Genomic DNA, 22,763 nt, shown 5'->3' with positions numbered 1-22,763 from the left:
TGACACCGGCCGTGGCGGCCGCGCACGACCTCGCTTTCCATCGATGAAAGGTCCGCCATGTCTGCCACCTCTCGCAACCGTGCGCTGACGGCTTCGGCCACAGCCCTCACCGTGGCCGCCTCGACGTTCGCGTTCGTCGCCGCGTCCGCTCCCGCCGCGCAGGCCGCGTCCTGTTCCAGCACCTACCTGAGCTACGGCTCCACCGGCACCTGCGTGAAGCTGCTCCAGAAGAACCTGGGTGGGCTCGCGGTGGACGGCGTGTACGGCTCGGGGACGCGCAGCCGCGTCCGGTCGTTCCAGGACGACGCCAACATCGGCGTCGACGGCAAGGTCGGACCCCAGACCTGGCGGAAGCTGGCGACCTACGGCAAGGCGCTGGGCTGGAAGGCCGGGATCACCGTGTACATGTGCAAGGCGAATTCGACGTCTTTCCGCTTCTCCGTGTGGAACAACTCGGGCGACAACGCCAACTGGAATCTCTACACGGCGCAGAGCTCTTGGCCCATTGAGGGAGATGCGCTCGCGGATGACCGGATCGAAGCCCAGGGCCACGTCTACGCCGACACCTACAACAGCGAGAAGCTCGTGGTCTGGGTCGGCAGGTACGGCAGCGACAACGCCCAGACCACCCGCAGCGTGCGCGACTTCTCGCGCAGCACCCTGCCCGCCTGCGGCTAGCCGCGGGGAGTACACCTGACGGATGACGGCCGCACGGCACCGCAGTACCGGTGCCGGCGGCCGTATTCACCTCTCCGGGCCCAAGGAGCCGCGGCAATACGTTCCTAGCGTGGGGGCACGTTCCTCGTACCCCCTCCGGGAGTTCTCCGTGGCCACGTTCCTCTACCGGCTGGGCCGGTTCTCGTTCCGGCGACGACGGCTCGTCCTGATGCTGTGGATAGCCGTGCTGGCGGCCGTCGGCATCGGGGCCGCCGGTGTCAGCGCCAGTACGTCCGACGCGTTCACCATCCCCGGCACCCAGTCCCAGAAGGCGCTGGACCTGCTGGAGAAGGAGTTTCCGCAGGCGTCGGCTGCCGGGGCCACGGCGAGGGTGGTGTTCGAGGCGCCGGACGGGCAGAAGCTGACGTCCGGGGTGCACAAGACCGAGGTGGAGTCGCTCGTCGGGGACCTCGGGAAGGCCGGGCAGGTGGCGAGCGTCGCCGACCCGTACACCAGCGGCACCGTCAGCAAGGACGGCACGGTCGCCTATGCGCAGGTGACGTACGAGGTCACGGAGGCCGAGGTCACCGACCGGGCCCGTGACGATCTGGAGGAGATCGCCGGGAAGGGCGAGCGGGCGGGTCTCGTGGTCAGCATGGGCGGCAACGCCGTCCAGGAGCAGCCCCACCAGAGCGCGGCCGAGCTGATCGGTATCGCGGTCGCCGCCGTCGTCATGGTCATCACCTTCGGCTCGCTGGTCGCGGCCGGACTGCCGCTGCTGACCGCGTTGTTCGGGGTCGTCGCGGCGATCCTGGGGATCACCGTCGCGAGCGCGTTCATCGACCTGAGCTCCAACACCAGCACGCTGGCGCTGATGCTGGGCCTGGCGGTCGCCATCGACTACGCCCTGTTCATCGTCTCCCGGTACCGGGGGGAGCTGCGGGACGGGCACAAGCCGGAGGAGGCTGCCGGGCGGGCGCTCGGCACGGCCGGTTCGGCGGTGGTGTTCGCGGGGCTGACCGTGGTCATCGCGCTGGCCGGGCTGAGCGTCATCGGCATCAAGGTCCTGTCCGACATCGGTCTCGGCGCCGCCTTCGCGGTCGTCGTCGCCGTGGTCATCGCGCTCACCCTGCTGCCCGCGATGCTCGGCTTCGCCGGTCCCCGCATCGCGACCGGGAAGCTCAAGTCGCGCCGGATGCGGGCGATCGAGAGCGGCGAGCGCGAGCCGATGGGGGTGCGCTGGTCGCGCTTCGTGCTGCGCAACCCGGTCAAGATCCTCGGCGCCTCGGTCGCCGGTCTGCTGCTGCTCGCCATCCCGGCCCTGTCGCTCCAACTCGGCATGCCCGGCGACGAGTCGGCCAGCCCCGGCAGCACCCAGCGCACCGCCTACGACACCGTCACCGACGGCTTCGGCCCCGGCTACAACGGCCCCCTGACCGTCGTGGTCGACGCGCGCGGCAGCGACGACCCCAAGGCCGCCGCGAATGACGCGGTCACCCTCCTCGACGGCCTGCCCGACGTCGCCTCGGTGAGCCCCGCGACGTTCAACCAGGCCGGCGACGTCGCCCTGATCCGCGCCGTCCCGGGCTCCTCCCCCGCCAGCGAGCAGACCGTCGACCTGGTCTCCGAGATCCGCGACCGGGGCCCACAGCTCCAGGACGACACGGGCGCCGAGCTGATGGTCACCGGCACCACCGCCCTCAACATCGACATCTCCGACAAGCTGAACGACGCCCTGATCCCGTACCTGTGCGTGGTCGTCGGTCTGGCGCTGGTCCTGCTGATGCTGGTGTTCCGCTCGATCCTCGTCCCCATCAAGGCCGCCGCCGGCTTCCTGCTCAGCGTCCTCGCCACCCTCGGCGTCGTCGTCGCGGTCTTCCAGTGGGGCTGGCTCGCGGACCTCTTCGGCGTCGAACAGACCGGCCCGATCGTGAGCGTCCTGCCGATCTTCCTGGTCGGCGTGGTGTTCGGCCTCGCGATGGACTACCAGGTCTTCCTGGTGACCCGGATGCGGGAGGAGTACGTCCACGGGGCCGAGGCGAGGGAGGCGGTCGTCGCCGGTTTCCGGCACGGGGCCCGGGTGGTCACGGCCGCCGCGGTCATCATGATCTCCGTGTTCGCCGGGTTCATCCTCAGCGACGAGGCGATGATCAAGTCGATCGGCCTGGGCCTCGCCGCCGCTGTCTTCCTCGACGCCTTCGTGGTCCGGATGACCATCGTCCCGGCGGTCATGGCCCTGCTCGGCCGCCGCGCCTGGTCGCTCCCCGGCCGGCTGGACCGCCTCCTGCCCGACGTGGACGTGGAGGGCGAGAAGCTGCGGCACCTGCTCGACCAGGCCCCGGAGAGCGACCGGGAGCCCGAGCCCGTGCCCACCGGCAGGGGCTGACCGGTCGGCCGTACGATCCGAAGCAGGCGTACGGCCCCCAGCCCCGGCCGTGACCACCCGCCCCGCCCGCCGGTCCCACTCCCCCCGGGGACCGGCGGGCGGCCCCTGTACCGAGAGGGCGTACGACGTGACCGGACCGACCGCCACCGGGCAGCCGGTGGCCTCCGTCCCGCCCGAGGCCTTGCTGGGCGGGGCCGAGCGGCGCTCGGACGTCGCGGTCATGCGTGCGCTCATGCGGGTGGCGGAGGCCGACCGGAACCGTCCTTGGGTCAGGCGCTGGGCGGGTCCGGTGTTCTGCGTGGTGTTCGGTATTCCCGCGCTCCAGGACGCGAGGGACGGCACCGGCATCGGGCCCGGTGTACCGACGTTGCTGGTCCTGATGGCCGCCTTCTGCGTCCCGCTGCTGTGGCGGCAGCAGCGGCCGATCCTGGTCTTCGCCCTCACCTCGGTGGTCTCCTCGGTGTCTCTCACCCTGGACGCCCCCACCGGGTCCGAGGTCGCGCGCGTGCTGGCGCTGCTCAATGTGGGCCGCAGCAGCCGGCCCGTTCAGCTGGCGGTCTGTCTGGCCGTCGCCGTCACGCAGACGTCCGTGGCCACCGTCCTGCGCGACGACGGCCGGGAGATCGGCCTGCAGACTCCTGTGGTGGCGATCATCCAGTCGGCCCTCGTGGCGGCAGTCGCCGCGGCGGGCCTGGTCGGCCGGGTGGTGAACGCGTACATCAGGGCCCTGCACGAACGCGCCCTGCGCCTGGAGGTCGAGCGGGACCAGCGCGCCCGGCTCGCCGCCGCCGCCGAACGCGCCCGCGTCGCCCGCGAGATGCACGACATCCTCGGCCACACCCTCGCCGTCATCGTCGGCCTCGCGAACGGCGCCGCCGGACTGACCGAGGCCAAACCCAAACGGGGCGCCGAGACGCTGCGCATCATCGCCGACAGCGGCCGGGGCGCCCTCGCCGAACTGCGCCGTCTCCTCGCGGTCATCGGCGACGACGAGAAGACCACCGCCGAAGGCACCCCCCTCGCCCCTCAGCCGGGCTTCAACGACCTCACCCCGCTGCTGGAGCGCGTCCGCGCCGCCGGCCCCGCCGTCACCCTGCGCACCGAGGGCCACCGCACCGACCTGCCGCCCAGCCTCCAGCTCGCCGTCTACCGCGTCGTCCAGGAGGCCCTCACCAACACCCTCAAGCACGCGGCGGCCGACACGACCGTCCAGGTCACGATCGCCGCCGACGACACCGCCGTGGACCTCACCGTCGAGGACACCGGACCGTCGCTGCACGCGCGCGTGAGCGACGAGGGCCGGGGCCTGGTCGGCATGCGGGAACGCGCCGCGCTGTACGGCGGCAGTGTCACCGCCGGGCCCAACGACCGCGGCGGCTGGACCGTCCACGCCCGCTTCGAGATCGCGACCACCCTGGCATCCACCTCCACGGAGAAGCGCCCCCTATGACCACCGTCCTCATCGTCGACGACCAGGCCCTGCAGCGGCTCGGCTTCAGCATGCTCCTGGAGCAGCACCCCGACCTGAGCGTGGTCGGCGAGGCCACGCACGGTGCCGAGGCGGTCCGGATGGCCGCCGAACTCCGCCCCGACGTCGTGCTGATGGACGTACGGATGCCCGGTATGGACGGCATCGAGGCCACCCGCCGTATCGTCCAGTCCGGCGGCCGCTCCCGGGTCCTCGTCCTGACCACGTTCGACCTCGACGAGTACGCCTACTCGGCGCTGCGCGCCGGCGCCAGCGGCTTCCTCCTGAAGGACGCCCTGCCCGACGAACTGATCGCCGGCATCCGGGCGGTGGCCGTCGGGGACGCCGTGATCGCGCCCGGTCTGACCCGCAAGCTGATCGACGCCTTCACCGACCGTCTGCCGGGCCGGACCCCCGACCAGGAACGCCGCCTCGCCGCCCTCACCGAACGTGAACGCGAGGTCCTCACCGCGATGGCCACCGGCTGGAGCAACACCGAGATCGCCGAACGCCTCTCGCTCGCCGAGTCCACGGTCAAGTCCCATGTGAGCCGGGTGCTGGCGAAGATCGGGGCACGGGACCGGGTGCAGGCGGTGATCTTCGCCTATGACGCGGGGCTGGTACGGCCCGCGTGAGCGCGGGCGGTCAGCGGAAGGCGGCGGCGTTGCGCTCCGCCCAGCCGGCGTACGTGCCCGGCGCCCGCCCGAGGACCAGTTCGGTGTCCGGGCTGATCCGCAGCTCCGCCGGGTTGGGCTCGCCGAGGATGTCGAGGGTCGTGTCGACGACGGGCTCGGGCATGAACCGCAGCATCTGCGCGCGGGCCTCATCACGGGACTGCTCGATGAACCGCACCGGTTCGCCGAGCGCGGCCCCGATCGCCGCGGCCTGCTGCCTGGGCGTGACGGCAGCGGGCCCGGTCAACTCGTAGACCCGCCCGGCATGTTGACCGCCCGCCCGTAGCGCGAGGGCCGCGACCGCCGCGATGTCGTCCGGGTCGACGACGGGCAGCCCGACGTCGCCGAACGGCGCGGTGACGGTCCGCGTCGTCCGCACCGACTCGGCCCAGGCGTAGGTGTTGGAGGCGAAGCCGCCGGGCCGCAGGACGGCCCACTCCAGCCCGGACTGCCGTACGGCGTCCTCGATGGACCGGGCCACCTCCCCGTGGGAGGCGGAATCCGCCCGGGTCGCCACGCCCTGGGACGACAGCAGCACGATCCGCCGTACGCCGCCCGCCTTGGCGACATCGACGAGGTGCGCGGGGTCGAGCCGATGGGCGCTCGGACCCCCGTTCTGCAGGAACAGCGCGTCGGCGCCGTCGAGAACGGGCCGCAGACTCTCCGCGTCGATGAGGTCCGCCGCCCGGCGCAGCACCCCCTGCGGCAGTTCCGCCTCCCCGACGGAGCGCGAGGTCGCGGTCACCGGCTCACCGGCGCCCACCAGAATCCGTACGAGCGACCGCCCCACATTGCCGGTCGCCCCCGTCACCACGATCATGGTCAACTCCCTTTGTGAACTGCGCATTTGCGCCAACGGGAGGACGCTAACACCGTGGGTATAGTAGGTACCTAGAGGAAAGTGACTACCTCAGAGGGATGTGCCCATGGCCGCCGAAGCGAAGACCCGGACGTCGACCTCCGACCCCGAACTCGCCTGCCCCATCAGCCCGGTCGTGGACATCGTCTTCAGCCGCTGGACCACACCGATCCTCTGGGCCCTCCACACCTACGGCCGGCAGCGCTTCGTCGAACTGGAGCGGCGGATCGCGAAGATCACGCCGAAGGTGCTGACCCAGCGGCTGCGGCAACTGGAGCGCGACGGCCTGGTCGTCCGCACGTACCACCCGGAGGTCCCGCCCCGCGTCGAGTACGAGATCAGCGCCCTCGGCCGCAGCCTCGCCCCCCTCTTCGCCCACCTCGCGGAGTGGGCGTCGGACAACCTGGGGAAGGTCGAAGAGTCCCGGCACGCCTACGACGCCGAGCGGTAGTCGGCCGTCGCGGTGCGGGGTTTGCTTCTGTGATGCAAATTCCTGGGTGCGGGTTCCATTTCCCCGGTGTGACATGGCGCACCCGCTGCGGACCGCTGGCTGGATTGCGCCGGTGAATCGACCTCCTGTATCAATTGGGGGCGCCAAACGGATCTTGAGATTCAGGTCCGGGGCGTTTGCGGTTTCCTGACCCGGAACCGCTTTCCGGTATCTCACGGGGAGACAATCGAATGAACAAGTCCATACGCATGCGCCTGATGTCAGGGGCAGCCGCCGCGGTCGCGGCCGGTGCCCTGGTGCTGACGGCCACGCCGGCCCACGCCACCTCGGCCTCCACTTCGGTCGGCCTCCCGGGCGGCAACAAGGTCACGATCAACGCCTGGCACTGCGGCTTCTACGTCACCGCCTGCGACTGGAAGGCGTCGACCAAGATGTCCGGAACCAACCCCCGCAAGGCCAAGTGGATCCAGAACCGCACGGAGTTGGCGGCTCACGGCTTCAGCGTCTCCATCACCATCTCCAAGAACCCCGAGGCCACGCTCACCATGAAGAGCCGGTCCCTGGGGGAGGTGCGCTGGAGGAACACCAGCGCCAACATCTCCGACACCTACGGCCAGATGAAGCCGGGCGGTACCACCACCTACGTCTCGACCAAGAGCTGCGGCTCGGCGCAGGTGACCAGCGCGATCAAGGTCAGCGAGAAGTGCGCCTACGCGGGCGCTGCCTGATCTTCCCGTAGGCAGGGGTGCCACACCGTCAGGGCCCGGCGGTGTGGCACTTTTCGCTGCGGTCGGCAGGGCTGCTCGGTGACATTTTGAGGGACGACGCACGGGGGCGTTCGGTGAAATTCGGTTCGGTGGCGCGCGGCGGAAAACCGGCGTCCCGGTTGGCCGGGGCGGTCCTGTGTGCCGCTCTCGTCACTTCATGTACAACCACCTCTGATTCTTCCGGTGATTCCCGGCAGCGTGAATCCGCCGCTGCCCGGCAATTCGACCTTTTGGTCAGCAAACAGAACGGCTACTACTACCACCCGTTCCTGCGGAATCAGCCCGCCGGCCCGCAGGCGCAGTCCTATGCCCTGAGGACCCTTTTCGAGCTGGGCGGCGAACCGAAGACGAGTGCGGCTTCGGCGCAGGTCGGCTCGCTGCGCCGCCAAGCCCTGCAGACCTCTCCGCTCTGGGGCCGCGACTGGCTGATCCCGCTGCGGCGGGCCGGTGCCGGTGCCGCGCTGGGAGCGAGCGACGCGGCGGCCGTGCAGAGGCTCCGGGCCGAGGGCGGCTGGTACGTCGACTCCGCCCTCGGTGACGACAGCGAGGCGGCACACCTCGGTGCCACCTGGGCGGCCCTCGAAGTGCTCGACGCGCTCGGGCGCCTGGACGACCTCCCGGCGGCGGACCGGTCCGCGACCGTCGCCTGGCTGCGCTCGCTGGACAGGCCCGGGAAGAAGCCCCGGGCATTCGACGAGAGCAGCGCCCTGGCCCGTTCGCTGTATCTGCTGAAGGAGCCCGTCCCGGCCGGCCTCACCGGGATCCCCGCGCCGCGTACGGACGACTTCGCCGACCTCACGCCGGACGCCAGGGCGACCCGGCTCGACGACACCTACAGCTACACGCTGATCCAACAGGCCGCGGGCAAGCGGCCCGCCGTGGACCGCCGGGTCTGGGAGCCGGTGCTCAGGGACGGTGCCGCGACGCTTCCGTACGAGCAGCTCTACGAACTGGTCCACATACTCAAGGCGGCCGGCTCGCCCAAAACGGTGTTCACGCCGGTGCTCAAGCGGCTCGACGGCGAACGGCTCGACGACGGGACGGTACGCGATCCCGACGCCTACATCGGCAACCCGGACGCCTCCCTCTTCGTACAACGCCTGCGGGCACTGGCCGACTGGTCGCGGGAGGATTCCCGGCTGCTGGCGGCCCTCGACCGCGAGGAGAAGTCCGCCGACGCCGGCCAGGCGGCCGGCGAGCGGCTGAGCCGGGCCGCCCTGCGGAAGGTCACCGCGGGCGGCGGCACTGGCGAGCAGGCACGGCAGTTGTGCGCCGACCCGCGGGTACTGCCCGCCACCGTGACCGAGCAGAACGCCACCCAGTGGCAGCGCACCACCCTCAACTGCGCCGACGCCGGGGTCTCCACGGCCGTACCGGAGATCGGTACCTGGAGCACGGACACCCCGGAGCGGGTCGTCGCGGCGGCCACGGTCGCCGTCGGTCTCGCCGACAGCGGACGGCGCGACGGCATTCCCTCCTGGATCACCGCCGACGCCCTGGAGCAGTGGGCGCGCGACCCGGGCCGGTTCACCTCCGTCTACCACTACGCCCTGGTCGTACGGGCCTACTCCCTGACCGGCGGCGCGCTGGACGCACCGCTGCGCGAGGCCCTGGGACGCGGCATCACGCCGTACCGGGGCTGTCCCGGGCTGCCCGACCTGTTCCAGGTCGGCGGCGGGGACCTGGCCTGCGATCTCAAGACGACCTGGGCCGTGTGGACCCTGGACCGACAACTGCACGGCGCCCTGGGCCGGCTGCCGGCCACAAGGAACGGAAAGTGAGCGAGAGTTCGGTGAACGCACTGCTGCGGGCCGAGGGTGTGGGCAAGTCCTACACCCTGCGCGGAAGGAGGGTCGACGTCCTGCGCGGAGTCGACCTCGCCGTGTCAGGAGGCGAGGTCACGGCCCTGGTCGGGCACTCGGGCTCCGGGAAGACCACGCTCCTGCACATCCTCGGGCTGCTGACCCCGCCGGACAGCGGCCGGGTGTTCGTGGCGGACACGGACGTGACGGGGCTCGGCGACGCTGCGCTGGCGGATCTGCGCCGCAGCCGGCTCGGGTTCGTGTTCCAGTCGTACAACCTGCTGCCGCAGCACTCGGCACTGCGCAATGTCGTCCTGCCGTACGTCGGCCGCCGCGCCGAGGGCGAGGCACGCGCGCGGACGTTGCTGGAGCGGGTCGGGCTCGCGGAACGTGCCGAGCATCTGCCGGGCGAACTCTCCGGAGGCGAGCAGCAGCGGGTGGCGCTGGCGCGGGCGCTGATCAACGATCCGCCCGCCGTGCTGGCTGACGAGCCCACCGGAAACCTCGACTCCGAGAGCGAGGACGTGCTGCTCGGGCTCTTCCGTGAACTGGCCGACGAGGGCCGGGCGGTGCTCCTGGTCACGCACAACCCGGCGGTGTCGGACTTCGCCGATGTGGTGCACCGCCTGGAGGGCGGCGCCTTCACGCAGGACGCGGCCAGGAAGCCGGCGGGCGAGCGGGCCAGGGCCGACACGCGGACGGAGAACGCCGGATGAACGTCTTCAGCCTGGCGCTGGCCAATGTCCGCGCCCTGCGCCGCCGTCTGATCGGTCTCGTCGCACTGGTCTCGGTCGCCGCCGCCGTCTGTCTGGGCGCGCTGGGCATCGCCGACAGCGCCCAGGGCGTCACCGACTCGGGGGTCAAGGAGAGCAGCGCCAATCGCAGCATCACCGTCGACCGCCCCGACTCCCGCCCGGACACACCGCAGTTGACGGACCGTACGGCCGCGCGGCTGGCGAAGCTGCCGCACGTCGAGTCGGTGCAGCACCGCGCGCAGGTGTCGTTCGGGGTGCTGACCGAGGCGGGCGACACCGTCCTGCTGTACGCGACGACCCACCGTCCGGCCCTCTCGCCGCCGGTCACCAAGTCCGTCCGCAAGGACCTCTTCCCGCTGAAGCCGGGCGAGATCGTGGCCCCGGCCGCGTCCCAGGGCGTGGACCTGAGCAGGCTCGTGGGTCGGCAGATCGACATCGAGACCACGCGCTTCGTACGGCAGGGCGAGGGGACCGGAGTCAGCGGCCACGCCCGCCTCGTCGGGGTCTACGACCCGACCTGGCAGCTGGACAACCCGGACGCCGCGTACGCCGCCGACTCCACCGTGGTCAAGTGGGCGGCCCAGCGCTCCGGTGAACCGGAGAAGACCTACCTCTCCACCATCGGCTACGACCAGCTCACCGTGGTCGCGAAGACAAGCGCGGACGTGCCGGACGTGACGAAGTCCGTGCAGCGGCTGGGCTATCCGGCGGTCACCCTGCAGCAGCAGCTCCATGCCCTGCCCGGCGTCCTGGAGATGATCAAGGCGGTCGGCCAGGTACTGCTCGGTGTGCTCGGTGTGCTCGCGTTCGTCGGTGCCGTCACCGTGACCGGTGCGCTGTCGCGGCAGCGGGCGCAGGAGATCGGCATCCTCAAGGCGGTCGGATTCCGTACGCGGTCGGTGCTGATGATGCTGGTCACCGAGATGGCGCTGGTCGGAGCCGTGGCCGCACTGCTCGGCGCGGTGCTCGGCGCCGCGCTCGGTTCAGGTGCCGCGGCACTGCTGCGCGACAGCGCGGAGCTGGCCCCGTACGTCAAGGGCTGGGTGCTGCTGCCGTCGGCGAGCACGCTGCTGCTTCTTCTCGGCCTGACGGTGCTGGTGGTGGCGATCGGTTCGCTGGCCCCGGCGCGCAGGGCCGCGAGGATGTCCCCCACAGATGCAATGAAGGACTGGTGAGCCACCCCCCATGCCACGTTTCACGACACGGCGCTCTCTGTTTCTGTCCGCACTCGCCGCCACGGCCGTGCTGACCACCGCCTGCTCCGGCCCCGGCGGCGTGGATCTGGGCACGGACTGGAAGGGCTCGAAGACCTTTGTGCTCGCCAGGGTCGACGGCCTGGTCACGGTCGTCGGGATCAACCCGGACAAGGCACGGGCCCAGAGCCTCGCGGTCGTCCCCCAGCAGTCCGACGACGACGACTCCGTCAGCCCGCAGATCGTCGAACTCGCCGACGGCCGCCGGCTGCTCACCGTGCCCCGCAAGGGAGACAAGCCGGACCGGCGCTACGAGATCTCCCGCAAGGACCAGGTCCTCGACGGCCTCACCGCCGACGAGCGCCTGCGGCGGCTGCTGCCCGGCAGGACACTGGTCGCCGAGGTGGCGGGGCTGCCGGACGCCAAGTCCGCGCAGCACCCCACCGCGTCCAGCGTGCTGGTCAAGGACCCCGCGAACTGGACCACGAAGCGTGAACTGAAGATCCCCGGCACGATCGAGCTGGCGGCCTCGGACCCGGCGTCGGACCGCATCTGCCTGGCCGGCGGCAACAAGGTCTCGGGCGCCGACCTGACCACCGGCAAGGTGACACCGGTCGCCGTGCCGAGCGGGCTGGACGTCGTCAACCTCGCCTGCCCGTCCGGCCACCCGGTGATCGTGGGCTCGACGTCCACCGGATCCACCAGCTCCGCCGACTCCCCGAAGGCCACGCTGACCCGTACCGCCGCATCGACGACGGTGACGGTGGCGGGTGGCCGCGTCGACGCGGTGACGGCCACCGGATCGTCACTCCTGATCGCGGCGGCGTCGGGCGACGACACCGAGATCCTGGAACTCGATGCCACCACCGGCAAGGAACTCCACCGCGCGCGCGTGAAGGGCGTGGCGGCCTCCCTGGACATCACCGCCACCTCGGCGGGCTGGTTGCTCTACACCGAGAAGTCGGTGACCCGGGTGGACCCGGCCACGGGCCGCACGAAGACCTTCGACCTGCCGGGAACGCTGCTGGACAGCTGAGCGGGGCAGCCGACCGGCCGGCTCCGTCACCAGGCCACCGGCATTTCGTACACCCCGTAGATGAACCCGTCGTGCTTGAAGGGGATGTCGTCGATGTCCGCGGCCAGGCGCAGGGTGGGGATACGGCGGTAGAGCGTGCCGTAGACGACCTGGAGTTCCATGCGGGCGAGGGACTGGCCGAGGCACTGGTGGATGCCGTAGCCGAAGGTGACATGGCGGCGGGCGTCGCGGTCGAGGTCGAGGCGGTCGGGGTCGTCGCCGAAGACGGCGGCGTCCCGGTTGGCGGTCTCGTTGACGACGACGATGCCCTCGCCGGCGCGGATGAGCTGCCCGCCGATCTCGAGGTCCTCCAGCGCCACGCGCCGCGTGCCGCCGTGCGTGATGGTCAGATAGCGCAGCAGCTCCTCCACCGCGCCGGCGACGAACTTCGGGTCGTCGCTCTCGCGCAGGCGGTCCAGCTGGGCGGGGTGTTCCAGCAGGGCGAGCGTGCCCAGCGCGATCATGTTCGCGGTGGTCTCGTGCCCGGCGAACAGCATCAGCACGCCCATCTGCACCGCTTCCTCGCGGGACAGCTCACCGGCCCTGATCCGCCCGGTCAGCCCGGAGAGCAGGTCCTCGCCGGGGGCGTCGAGCTTCTCGCCGACCAGCCCGTCCAGGTACATGTAGAGCCGGATCGCGGCCTCCCGCCGCTCCTCGGCGCTGGAGTCGCGGTTGATGATGACCTTGCTGTCGCGCTGGAAGAAGTCATGGCTTTCGTACGGCACTCCGAGCAGCTCGCAGATCACCAGCGAGGGCACGGGCAGCGCGAACGCCTCGACCAGGTCGGTCGGGTTCGGGCCCGCCAGCATCGCGTCGATCCGCTCGTCCACGATGCGCTGCGCGACCGGCCGCATCGTCTCGATCCGCTTGACGGAGAAGGCGCCGGTGACCATCCGCCGCAGCCGGGCGTGTTCGGGGTCGTCCATGAGGATGAAGCTGAGCGCGGACGCCGTCGCCTCCGCCTGCGCCTCCGACGGCGACAGCCTCGGCATGCCGGGCGTGGTCGGGACGACGCTGACCCTGGGGTCGCTCAGCACGGCCCGGTGCTCGGCGTATCCGGTGACCAGCCACGGGGTGCTGCCGTCCCACAGCCGCACCCGCACGACGGGGCCTTCCTCGCGCCGGGCCGCCATGGCGGGCGCGGGGTCGAAGGGGCAGCCCGGCGCCCTGCTGGTCCCGTACTCCGGAATCGCGTCGATCGTCGACTTGTCCATCGGGGGTCACTCCAACTCATCGGCACATCACGGCACTTGGCCATGGTGATCCGGTGGCGGCGTACGCGGAAGGAGGGAAGTGGCCGGAATGCGCGACAGGCCCGGAGCGGTGCGATCCGGGCCTGTCGGTCTCGCGTGGTCTCAGGAGCAGAGCTCCCCGTCGATCACCTTGTTCCGCGCGTGCTCCGTGGTCAGGTCGGCCGTTCCGTCGCCGGTGGTCGCGAGGACGACGACCCGGCGGCCGTCGGCGGTGGCGCCGTCGCGGGTGGTGTAGCCGGGGAGGTCGCCGCCGTGGCCGTAGTACGAGCCGCCGCAGGACAGCGGGACCTCCATCAGGCCGAGGCCGTAGCGCGCGCCGGCCCAGACCTCGTCCATTTCCGCGGCGCGCACGGTCGTCTTCATCGCCTTCATCTCGGCCGGGCGGAGCAGGTGACCGCCGAGCAGCGCCTGGTAGAAGCGGGTGAGATCGGCCGAGGTGCTGATCATGCCGCCTGCCGCGCTCCCCGCGGACGGGTTGAGCTCGGTGACGTCGATCGTCGGGCCGGAGTCGTCGAAGTCGGAGTAGCCGTGCAGATGGCGGCCGGGGATGTGGGTCTGGGTGGTCGGGGCGAGGGTGTGGCGCAGGTGCATCGGCTTGATGATGCGGCGGGTGACCTCCTGCTGCCAGCTGTGCCCGGTGGCCTTCTCGATGATCATTCCGGCGAGGATGTAACCCGTGTTGGAGTACGACCACTTGGTGCCCGGCGCGAAGTCCGGCCGGTGCTTCATCGCGATCGCGACCAGCTGCTCGTCGGTCCAGGTCGTGTACCGGCCGGCCTCGAAGCCGTCCACGCTGGTGAACGCCGGGAAGTCCGCCGTGTAGTTGAACAGCCCGCTGGTGTGCTGGAGCAGCTGCCGCACGGTGATCCTGCTGCCGTCGTTGCCGTTGCCGGAGACCACGCCCGGCAGCCAGTCCTCGACGGTGTCGTCCAGCGACAGCCGCCCCTCGCCCGCCAGTTGCAGCACCACCGTGGCGACGAACGTCTTGCTCGCGCTGGCGATCCGGAACCGGTCGCCGGGGCGCACGGCCTCGCCGGTGGCCTTGTCGCTGACGCCCGCGGTGGCCGTGCGCTGTATGCCGTGCGGGCCCGTCGAGCGGGCGAGGGCGCCGACGGTCCCCCCGGTCTCCATCACGGCGTTCACCCGGTCCCGCAGCGAGTCGTGCGAGGACTGCGGGGACGTGGCCGTGGCGGATGCCACGGGGATCGTCAGGACGGACGCGGCGATCGCGGCGACCAGGGCGGTGGCGGTGCGCTTCATGCGGGTGCTCCTCGCGGGTTGGTGTCCGCACCGCTCGCTGCGATGCGGACACCAACCTAGGAAGCCGACGGCTTCCGGACGATCCGGCCAACTGGCCTCTGTGCGGTGGGGGTTGCTGCCGTGACGACGTACAGCCTGCTGTACCTCAGCCCTTTCGCTGTACGTCCTCCAGGTACCGCAGCACAGCCGCGACCCGCCGGTCCACCTGGTCCTGCGGCGACAGATCCAGCTTGGCGAAGATGCTCCGGATGTGCTTGTGCACGGCACCGTCGGTGACGACCAGCCGTTCGGCGATGGCGCTGTTGCCGAGCCCCTCCGCCATCAGCGCCAGCACGTCCCGCTCCCGGGGGCTGAGCCGCTCCAGGCGGGTGTCCTCGCGGCTGCGCGTGAACAGCTGGGCGACCACCTCGGGGTCGATGGCGGTGCCGCCCTCCGCCACGCGCCGCAGCGCGTCGAGGAACTCCTCGACCCGGCCGACCCGTTCCTTCAGCAGATAGCCGAGCCCGTCCACTCCGCCGCCCAGCAGATCGCTGGCGAAGCTCTGCTCGACGTAGGCCGACAGGACGAGCACGGCGAGATCGGGCCTGCGCCGCCGCGCCTCGACCGCCGCGACGATCCCCTCGTCGGTGTGCGTCGGCGGCATCCGTACGTCGAGGATGGCGACGTCGGGCTTGTGCTCGTCGATGGCGTCCAGGATGCCGTCGGGGGTTCCGGCGGTGGCGACGACGTCCAGGCCCTCGGCGCGCAGCAGGAGGGCCAGGCCCTCGCGCAGCAACGGGTCGTCCTCGGCGATCACGATCCGCATGAACGCTCCCGCTTCGTCATGTTCCGCATGGCAGTTCCACTTCCAGTGTTGTCGGCCCGCCGGGCGGGCTGGTCACGGCGAGGGTGCCGTCGAGGGCCGCGATCCGGCGGCGGATGCCGGTCAGTCCGGAGCCGCCCTCCTCGTCCGCGCCGCCCCGGCCGTCGTCGGTGATGGTCAGCCGCAGCAGGCCGCCGCGGCTTCGTACGGTGACGGTGGCGTTGTCGGCCTGGCTGTGCTTGGCGATGTTGGTCAGGGCCTCGGCGACCACGAAGTAGGCGGTCGCCTCGACGGACGCGGCGCACCGCGCGGGCGCGTCCACGTCGATCCGGCAGGGCACCGCGCAGGACGCGGCGAGTCCGCTGAGCGCGCCTTCGAGTCCGCGGTCGGCCAGCACCGGCGGCAGGATGCCCCGGGCGACATCGCGGAGTTCGGCGAGGGCCTGTTCGGCGGCGCCCTGGGCGCGTTCGAGGAGTTCCTCGGCGCCGGCCGGGTCGCGGGCCACCATGCGGCGGGCGGCGCCGAGCAGCACGGTGACGGTGACGATCCGGTTCTGCGTGCCGTCGTGCAACGAGCGCTCGATACGGCGCAGTTCGGTGGCGTGGGCGTCCAGCGCGGCGGCCCGGGTGGCGGTGAGCTCGGCGACGCGCAGGGACAGGTCGACGTCGGGCCCGGCGGACAGCAGCCGCCGTCCGGGCGCCGCCTGCAGCCGTGCCATGCCCGGCGTGAGCCCCACGATGATCGCGATCCAGCCAAGACCGAGCAGCGAGACGGAGAGGGCGTCCGCCCAGGTCTGCGCGGGGTCGAACCCCAGCGACGTGCTGTTGGTCTCCTCGGGCATCAGCCGCCAGTACGCCGGGAACAGCGCGTCGCGCACGGCCAGCAGCGGCAGCAGCACGCCGATGAAGCCGAGCAGGAACCCCAGCGTGGCGTGGCGCAGCAGCCAGCGCAGCTCCCGCCGGGTGGTCGCGTCGACGAGGGCGAGCCGCAGCCGGGTCGGCGCCGGATCGGGGCCGATGACCTCGGGTCCCCAGCGGCCGAGCCGTTCGCGTTCGCGGTCGGCCAGCGAGTGCAGGGCGCGCAGCACCTGGGGCGCGATGAGCAGGCCGACGCCGAGCGGAACGGTGACGGTGGCGAACAGCAGGCACAGCAGCACGGCCAGTGCGATCACGGCGGTACCGAGCCCGCCGGCGAGCTGTTCGAGCGCGGCGACGGCACCACTGGCGGCGCGGACGGCGGTCTCCCGGATGCCGGGGCGCGCGGGGGCGGCCTTCTTGCCGTCTGTGGTGGCGGCGGTTTCGGCGTGCACGTCAACGACCCTAGGGGGTCGGCCGGTTCGCCGTCATGCGGAGGAGCACAGAGGTACAGCAGGCTGTACCCCGAACCGGGCGGCCTGCGGGCTCGGAGGCAGGGGGTCACGATCCGTAGCTTCGGTGACGTCAGCGAATCACCGAAGAAACCGAGGAGCAGGCCATGACCACCACCGACCACTACCGCCTCACCACCGACACGGACAGCGCCCGGCCGAGCGCCCTGACCCTCTCCGACCTCGCCAGGGCGACCCTGTGGATAGTGCTGGTGATCAGCGTCGTCGGCAACATGGCCGCCTCCTACAGCGGCGCCGCGACCCACATCCACCTCGCCTGCGGCGCGGTCACCGCGCTCTCAGTGACCGCGCTCGTCGTGCAGCGGCTGCGGGGCCGGCGATGAGAGCGCCCGCCGCGGGAACTCCCCGCACGGTCACGGGCCACGCGCCCGCCATCGCGCTGGCGCACGTCAGCAAGACGTACCCCGGTGGCGTACGAGCCCTGGACGACGTGTCGTTGACAGTCACACGCGGCACCTTCCTCGCCGTGATGGGGCCGTCCGGATCCGGCAAGAGCACGCTGATGCACTGCGCCGCCGGGCTGGACTCCCCGACCGAGGGCAGCATCGCCATCGACGGCCACGAGATCAGCGGCCTGAACGAGACCCGCCGCACCGAACTGCGCCGCGAGCGCATCGGCTTCGTGTTCCAGTCCTACAACCTCGTCCCCTCCCTCTCCATCGCCGACAACATCACCCTGCCGCTGCGCCTGGCGGGCCGCGCCCCCGACAAGGACTGGCTGATGGCGCTGGTGGCGCGCGTCGGACTGGCCGACCGGCTCGGCCACCGGCCCGCCGAACTCTCCGGCGGCCAGCAGCAACGCGCCGCCATCGTCCGGGCGCTGGTCGCCAAGCCCGCCGTGGTGTTCGCCGACGAACCGACCGGCGCGCTGGATCTGCGCACCGCCCACCAGGTGCTGAACCTGCTGCGCGAACTCGTCGACGAACTCCGCCAGACCGTCGTGATGGTCACCCACGACCCGGCCGCCGCCGCCCAGGCGCACCAGGCCCTGGTCATGGCCGACGGCCGCGTGACGGAAACCCTGCACAAGCCGACCGCGCCCGAACTGGCCGCCCGTCTCGTCGCGTTGGGAGAGGCGTAACCCATGTTGCATCTCGCGGTACGCATGGCCGGCCACCGCATCACCGCACTTCTCGCGGTGGCCTGCGCGGTCCTCGGCGGCGCGGCACTCATCACCGGCACCGGCGTCCTCGCCGAGTCCGGCCTGCGCTCCCAGCTCCCCACCGGCCGCCTCGCCGGAGCGGACGTCGTGGTCTCCGCCGACCAGACGTACCACCCGCCCGGCGACCTGCCGATCGCGCTCCCGGAGCGCGGGGCGGTCCCGGCCCGGCTGGTCGACGAGCTGTCCCGACTGCCGGGCGTCACCGAGGCGGTCGGCGACATCGGCTTCCCCGCGGCCGTCGTCGACGCGCGCGGTCAGGTCGTACCGTCCGAGGAACCGCAGACGGCCGGACACGGCTGGTCGTCCAAGGAGTTGTACGAGGACGCGAAGGTCGACGGCACCGCGCCCGCCGGCTCGCGCCAGGTGGCCCTCGACAGCGAGACGGCGCAGGCCGCCGGAGTCCAGGTCGGCGACGAGGTACGGATCGCCGCGGTGGGCCGCGCCGCCGCCGACTACCGTCTCGCCGCGGTCGTCGACGCCCCCGGCGCCGGAATCCTCTTCGCCGATACGACGGCCCGCGGCCTGTCCGGCGGCAGTACCGTCGACCTGGTCGCCCTGCGCACCGAACCCGGTGCCGAGGACGAGGTCGCCGCCGCTGCCCGCGCCGAAGTGCAGGGGACCGGCCTGACCGTGTCCACCGGTGGCGACCGGGGAGACATCGAGTCCCCCGGCGCCGGGGCGGCCCGCTCCCTGCTGATCCTGCTCGCCGGTTCACTGGCCGGCATCGTCCTGCTGATCATCGGCTTCGTCATGGCGAGCGCGCTGGCCGTGGCGGTCGGCGGGCAGCGCCGGGACCTGGCCCTGATGCGGGCCGTGGGCGCGACTCCGAAGCAGATACGGCGACTTGCCGCGACGCAGGCCACGCTCATCGCGGGCGTGGCGATGGTGCCGGGCGTGGCGCTGGGCTATCTGCTGGCCGGGCAGTTCCGCGATCTCCTCGTCGACCGAGGGGTCCTGCCTCAGACCCTGCCGCTCACCCTGAGCCCGATCCCCGCAGCCGCGACGGTCCTGCTCCTCGCCGCCGCCGTCCAGCTGTCCGCCCGGGGCGCCGCCTGGCGCACCTCGCGCATGCCGGCCACCGAGGCGGTCGCCGAGTCCCGCAGCGAACCCCGCAACCCGTCGAAGCTGCGCACCCGCGCCGGCCTTCTCCTGATCGTCGCCGCGACCGCCCTCTCGGTCGTTCCGCTGCTGAGCCGCACGGTCCTCGGCTCCACGGCCACCTCCATCGCCGGGATCATCGGCGCGATCGGGCTGGCGCTGGCGGGCCCCGCCCTGGTCCGTGGCCTCGGCACCGTGGCAGCACGCCGGCTGCGCCCCGGCGTCTCGGCGCCGACCTGGCTGGCCGTGTCGAACATTCGCGGGTACGCCATGCGGCTCGCGGGCGTCGTCAGCGCCCTCGCGATGGCGGTCGTGTTCGTGCTGACGTACACCTTCACGCAGACGACGGTCATGGCGGCCACTGCGGACGACGTCCGCACCGGCACCCTCGCCCAGCAGCGCCTCACCGCACCCGGCCTGGGCGGACTGCCCGCCGACGCGCTGACGGCCGTACGCGACACGGATGGCGTACGAGCCGCTGCCCCCGTCAGTTCCACGACTGTGGTGTGGCCCTACAAGTTGCTGGGTGAGGACGAGGTCGAGTCCGGTACGGCGATGATCCTGACGCCGGACGCGAGGTCGGTGCTCGATCTCGGCGTCCGGGAGGGCAGCCTGGACCGGCTCACCGGTGCCACCGTCGCCGTCAGCAGTGAGGTCGCGCGGACGCGGGGGGCGGAGCTGGGCAGGACGGTGCATCTGGTGCTCGGTGACGGCGTCCCGGTCCTGGCGCGGGTCGTCGCCGTCTACGACCGCGGGCTGGGCTTCGGGCCGGTCGCCCTGTCCCACGATCTCGCGAAGGGGCACACGACCGCCGGGCTCGACCAGAGCGTCCTCGTCCGCACCGACGGCAGTGAGGCGGCCGAGCGCGAACTCGCCGAGGTGGTGGCGTCGCGGCCCGGGCTGGTGCTGGAGCCGACCGACACCGGAGCCGGTGAGGGGCTCAGCGAGGCGCCGCCGGAGGTGTGGATCAACCTGGCCGTCATCGTCGTACTCCTCGGCTACCTGCTGCTGAGCATCGCCAACAAGCTCGTCGCCACGACGGCCCAGCGCCGTAACGAGATCGCCACCCTCCGCCTGAACGGCACCACGCCCCGCCAGATCCTGGCGATGATGCGCCGCGAGGCCGCGGTGATCGGCGCGGCGTCCCTCACCACGGGCGTACTGCTGTCCGTGATCCCCCTGGCCCTGCTCGGCATCGGCTTCCTGAACCGCCCCTGGCCCGCCGGTCCGGCGTGGCTGCTGCCCGCCCTCGCGGTCCTGGTCGTCTGCACGGCCTTCCTCACGGTCGAACTGCCCACCCGGCAGGCACTGCGAACGGCACCGGCGGACGCGCTCTCGGTGCGGGAGTGACAGGTCACCTGGCGGCGGGTGCCTTGATGGGTCGGCTTGATAGGTCGGCCCATCCGCGATGAGCTGGTGGTCACTGTCATCTCATCCGATGGCTCAGGCCCGATACCCCGGAGGGCACACCATGAGGATCCATCTGACCAGCGTCTTCGTCGACGACCAGGAGAAGGGGCTGCGCTTCTACACCGATGTGCTCGGTTTCCGGACGAAGCACGACGTCCCCATGGGCGAGGACCGCTGGCTCACCCTGGTCTCCCCCGAGGACCCCGACGGCACCGAACTCCTCCTCGAGCCCTCCCGCCACCCCGTGGTGAAGGCGTACAAGGAAGGGCTGGCCGCGGAGGGCATCCCGGCCGTCTCGTTCGCCGTCGACGACGTGCCGGCGGAGTTCGAGCGGCTGCGCGGGCTCGGTGTGCGGTTCGCCCAGGAGGCGCTGGACATGGGGCCGGCCGTCACCGCCATCCTCGACGACACCTGCGGCAATCTGATCCAGATCGTGCACACCAAGTAGGCGCCTGGCCCAGTACCCGGACAGGGCGGCGTACGCCGGTGAGGTGCCGGTGTACGCCGCCCTGGGGTGGGACGCGTTGCGGGAGGGCCCGCGTCGTCATGGTGTTACTTCGGGTCCTGGTTGAACTTCGAGGTCGACCAGCGGTGGCCGAGTACGGCGAGGCCCAGGCACCAGGCGATGGCGATCCAGCCGTTGTGGCCGATCTCGGTGCCCAGGAGGAGGCCGCGGAGAGTTTCGATGACAGGGGTGAAGGGCTGATATTCGGCGATGGGCTGGAACCAGCCGGGCATGGACTCGGCGGGGACGAAGGCGGAGGAGATCAGCGGCAGCAGCACCAGGGGCTGGGCGCTGTTGGCGGCGGCCTCGGCATTCGGGCTGACCAGGCCCATGCCGACAGCGATCCAGGTGAGTGCCAGCGCGAAGAGCACGAGCAGTCCGAACGCCGCGAGCCATTCCAGGGCGGTGGCGTCAGTGGACCGGAAGCCGATGGCGACGCCGACGGCGCCGACGAGGACGACGCTGCCGATGGATTGCAGGAGGCTGCCGACGACGTGGCCGAACAGCACCGACCCGCGGTGGATGGCCATGGTGCGGAAGCGGGCGATGATGCCTTCGGTCATGTCGTTGGCGACCGATACGGCGGTGCCGACGACGGTGGAGCCGATCGTCATGATCAGGACGCCGGGGATGACGTAGGCGATGTAGTCGGAGCGGTCGGCGCCGCCGCCGAGGCCGGCGCTGAACGCCTCGCCGAAGATGTAGACGAACAGCAGGAGCAGCATGATCGGCGTGAGCAGCAGGTTCAGGGTGAGCGACGGGTAGCGGCGGGCGTGCAGCAGGTTGCGCCGCAGCATCGTGGAGGAGTCGCGCACGGCGAGGGAGAGGTTGCTCATCGGACAGCCTCCTTGGGCTGGTCGGTGACGGTGGCGCCGCTGCCGGTGAGGGCGAAGAAGACGTCGTCGAGGTCGGGGGTGTGGACGGTGAGTTCGTCGGCCTCGATGCCGGCCAGGTCGAGCCGGTCGAGGAGGGAGCGCAGCTCGCGCTGGCTGCCGTCGCTGGGGATGTGCAGGGACAGTGCCTCGTCGTCCCGGGTGACCTCGCCCAGCGTGGTGGCGGCGGACTGGTAGGCGGCCGGGTCGGTGAAGCGCAGGCGGACGTGTCCGCCGGGGATGAGGCGCTTGAGCTCGTCGGCGCTTCCCTCGGCGGCGATCTTGCCGTCGTTCAGCACCGCGATGCGGTCGGCGAGTTCGTCGGCCTCCTCCAGGTACTGGGTGGTGAGGAAGACCGTGACCCCGTCGGAGACCAGCCCGCGGATGATCTGCCACATGTTGTGGCGGGAGCGGGGGTCGAGGCCGGTGGTCGGCTCGTCCAGGAAGATGATCCGCGGACTGCCGACCAGCGTCATGGCGATGTCGAGCCGCCGCTTCATACCGCCGGAGTAGGTGGAGGCGGGCTTCTTCGCCGCCTCGACCAGGTCGAACCGCTCCAGCAGCTCGGCGGCGACCCGCCGCCCCTCGGATCTGGACAGGTGGTGCAGGTCCGCCATGAGGAGCATGTTCTCCTCACCCGTGATCAGCCCGTCCACGGCCGAGAACTGCCCCGTGACACCGATCGCGCCGCGCACGGCCTGTGGGTCCGCGGCGAGATCGTGGCCCCCGACGCTGATGACACCGGCGTCGGCGCTGATCAGGGTGGAAAGGATCTTGACGGCGGTGGTCTTGCCGGCCCCGTTCGGGCCGAGCAGGGAGAAGACCGATCCTTCCGCCACGTTCAGGTCGATGCCGTCGAGGACGGTCTTGTCGCCGTAGGACTTGCGCAGCCCGTTCGCCGCGATGGCCAGGTTGGTCATGACGTTG

General features: G+C 71.5%; 21 protein-coding genes. 14 read left to right on the top strand and 7 right to left on the bottom strand.

What is annotated here, in order from left to right:
- Positions 1-57: 57 nt before the first annotated feature.
- The 4 genes from OG828_RS24390 to OG828_RS24375 all read left to right on the top strand — a co-directional run bounded on the left by OG828_RS24390 (position 58) and on the right by OG828_RS24375 (position 5,146).
- A complete protein-coding gene (locus OG828_RS24390; protein ID WP_328439579.1) occupies positions 58-678 on the top strand; it encodes a peptidoglycan-binding domain-containing protein in 621 nt (206 codons plus the stop codon).
- A 148-nt stretch (positions 679-826) separates the two neighbouring features.
- A complete protein-coding gene (locus OG828_RS24385) occupies positions 827-3,043 on the top strand; it encodes an MMPL family transporter (RefSeq protein WP_328504934.1) in 2,217 nt (738 codons plus the stop codon).
- A gap of 127 nt (positions 3,044-3,170) precedes the next feature.
- Entirely contained in the window at positions 3,171-4,493 is a 1,323-nt protein-coding gene (locus OG828_RS24380; protein WP_328502330.1) for a sensor histidine kinase, read from the top strand.
- Positions 4,490-5,146, top strand: coding sequence for a response regulator transcription factor (locus OG828_RS24375; RefSeq protein ID WP_328360647.1), 657 nt, complete (start codon positions 4,490-4,492; stop codon positions 5,144-5,146). Before OG828_RS24380 ends, OG828_RS24375 begins: the two co-directional genes overlap by 4 nt.
- 10 nt (positions 5,147-5,156) lie before the next feature.
- Here the strand turns inward: OG828_RS24375 and OG828_RS24370 are convergent, their stop codons facing one another.
- Positions 5,157-6,005, bottom strand: coding sequence for an SDR family oxidoreductase (locus OG828_RS24370; protein WP_328502329.1), 849 nt, complete (start codon positions 6,003-6,005; stop codon positions 5,157-5,159).
- 106 nt (positions 6,006-6,111) lie between these two features.
- On the opposite strand from OG828_RS24370, the gene OG828_RS24365 reads away from it, so the two are divergent.
- From OG828_RS24365 to OG828_RS24340, 6 genes are all read left to right on the top strand, one after another.
- Entirely contained in the window at positions 6,112-6,495 is a 384-nt protein-coding gene (locus OG828_RS24365) for a winged helix-turn-helix transcriptional regulator (RefSeq protein WP_328502328.1), read from the top strand.
- Between the two features lie 230 nt (positions 6,496-6,725).
- Positions 6,726-7,223 carry a hypothetical protein gene (locus OG828_RS24360; protein ID WP_246885198.1) on the top strand — a complete coding sequence of 166 codons (498 nt, stop codon included), beginning with the start codon at positions 6,726-6,728 and terminating at the stop codon, positions 7,221-7,223.
- A gap of 269 nt (positions 7,224-7,492) precedes the next feature.
- Positions 7,493-9,043, top strand: a complete 1,551-nt coding sequence (locus tag OG828_RS24355) for a hypothetical protein (protein ID WP_328502327.1) — start codon at positions 7,493-7,495, stop codon at positions 9,041-9,043.
- The gene (locus OG828_RS24350) at positions 9,040-9,780 is read left to right on the top strand and encodes an ABC transporter ATP-binding protein (protein ID WP_443060177.1); all 741 of its coding nucleotides are present in this window, start codon (positions 9,040-9,042) and stop codon (positions 9,778-9,780) included. The genes OG828_RS24355 and OG828_RS24350 overlap by 4 nt, the downstream gene beginning before the upstream one ends.
- Complete coding sequence (locus OG828_RS24345) at positions 9,777-10,994, top strand: ABC transporter permease (protein ID WP_328502326.1); 1,218 nt, start codon at positions 9,777-9,779, stop codon at positions 10,992-10,994. Before OG828_RS24350 ends, OG828_RS24345 begins: the two co-directional genes overlap by 4 nt.
- A gap of 10 nt (positions 10,995-11,004) precedes the next feature.
- Entirely contained in the window at positions 11,005-12,048 is a 1,044-nt protein-coding gene (locus OG828_RS24340; RefSeq protein ID WP_328502325.1) for a hypothetical protein, read from the top strand.
- Positions 12,049-12,074: 26 nt separating this feature from the next.
- Here OG828_RS24340 and OG828_RS24335 read toward each other — a convergent pair whose 3' ends face one another.
- From OG828_RS24335 to OG828_RS24320, 4 genes are all read right to left on the bottom strand, one after another.
- Complete coding sequence (locus OG828_RS24335) at positions 12,075-13,301, bottom strand: cytochrome P450 (RefSeq protein WP_328502324.1); 1,227 nt, start codon at positions 13,299-13,301, stop codon at positions 12,075-12,077.
- A gap of 141 nt (positions 13,302-13,442) precedes the next feature.
- Positions 13,443-14,600: a serine hydrolase domain-containing protein gene (locus OG828_RS24330; RefSeq protein WP_328502323.1), complete on the bottom strand. Its 1,158-nt coding sequence runs from the start codon at positions 14,598-14,600 to the stop codon at positions 13,443-13,445.
- 145 nt (positions 14,601-14,745) lie between these two features.
- On the bottom strand, positions 14,746-15,405 hold the full coding sequence (locus tag OG828_RS24325) for a response regulator transcription factor (protein ID WP_328360614.1): 660 nt from the start codon (positions 15,403-15,405) through the stop codon (positions 14,746-14,748).
- A gap of 16 nt (positions 15,406-15,421) precedes the next feature.
- A complete protein-coding gene (locus OG828_RS24320; protein ID WP_328504933.1) occupies positions 15,422-16,651 on the bottom strand; it encodes a sensor histidine kinase in 1,230 nt (409 codons plus the stop codon).
- Positions 16,652-16,875: 224 nt separating this feature from the next.
- Between OG828_RS24320 and OG828_RS24315 the strand changes: the two genes are divergently transcribed.
- From OG828_RS24315 to OG828_RS24300, 4 genes are all read left to right on the top strand, one after another.
- Positions 16,876-17,112, top strand: a complete 237-nt coding sequence (locus OG828_RS24315) for a hypothetical protein (protein ID WP_328502322.1) — start codon at positions 16,876-16,878, stop codon at positions 17,110-17,112.
- Complete coding sequence (locus OG828_RS24310; protein WP_328360609.1) at positions 17,109-17,870, top strand: ABC transporter ATP-binding protein; 762 nt, start codon at positions 17,109-17,111, stop codon at positions 17,868-17,870. Before OG828_RS24315 ends, OG828_RS24310 begins: the two co-directional genes overlap by 4 nt.
- Positions 17,871-17,873: 3 nt before the next feature.
- Positions 17,874-20,399, top strand: coding sequence for an FtsX-like permease family protein (locus tag OG828_RS24305; protein WP_328502321.1), 2,526 nt, complete (start codon positions 17,874-17,876; stop codon positions 20,397-20,399).
- Positions 20,400-20,520: 121 nt separating this feature from the next.
- Positions 20,521-20,907 (top strand): VOC family protein, encoded by a 387-nt coding sequence (locus OG828_RS24300; protein WP_328502320.1) that lies wholly within the window; start codon positions 20,521-20,523, stop codon positions 20,905-20,907.
- A gap of 104 nt (positions 20,908-21,011) precedes the next feature.
- Here the strand turns inward: OG828_RS24300 and OG828_RS24295 are convergent, their stop codons facing one another.
- Both OG828_RS24295 and OG828_RS24290 read right to left on the bottom strand, forming a co-directional pair.
- Positions 21,012-21,800 carry an ABC transporter permease gene (locus tag OG828_RS24295; RefSeq protein ID WP_328439570.1) on the bottom strand — a complete coding sequence of 263 codons (789 nt, stop codon included), beginning with the start codon at positions 21,798-21,800 and terminating at the stop codon, positions 21,012-21,014.
- The gene (locus OG828_RS24290) at positions 21,797-22,756 is read right to left on the bottom strand and encodes an ATP-binding cassette domain-containing protein (protein WP_328502319.1); all 960 of its coding nucleotides are present in this window, start codon (positions 22,754-22,756) and stop codon (positions 21,797-21,799) included. The genes OG828_RS24295 and OG828_RS24290 overlap by 4 nt, the downstream gene beginning before the upstream one ends.
- Between the last annotated feature and the right edge of the window lie 7 nt (positions 22,757-22,763).

The sequence above is a fragment of the Streptomyces sp. NBC_00457 genome (genome assembly GCF_036014015.1).
In the GTDB taxonomy this organism is placed as follows: domain Bacteria; phylum Actinomycetota; class Actinomycetes; order Streptomycetales; family Streptomycetaceae; genus Streptomyces.
This window is presented reverse-complemented; position numbering and strand designations above follow the sequence as displayed.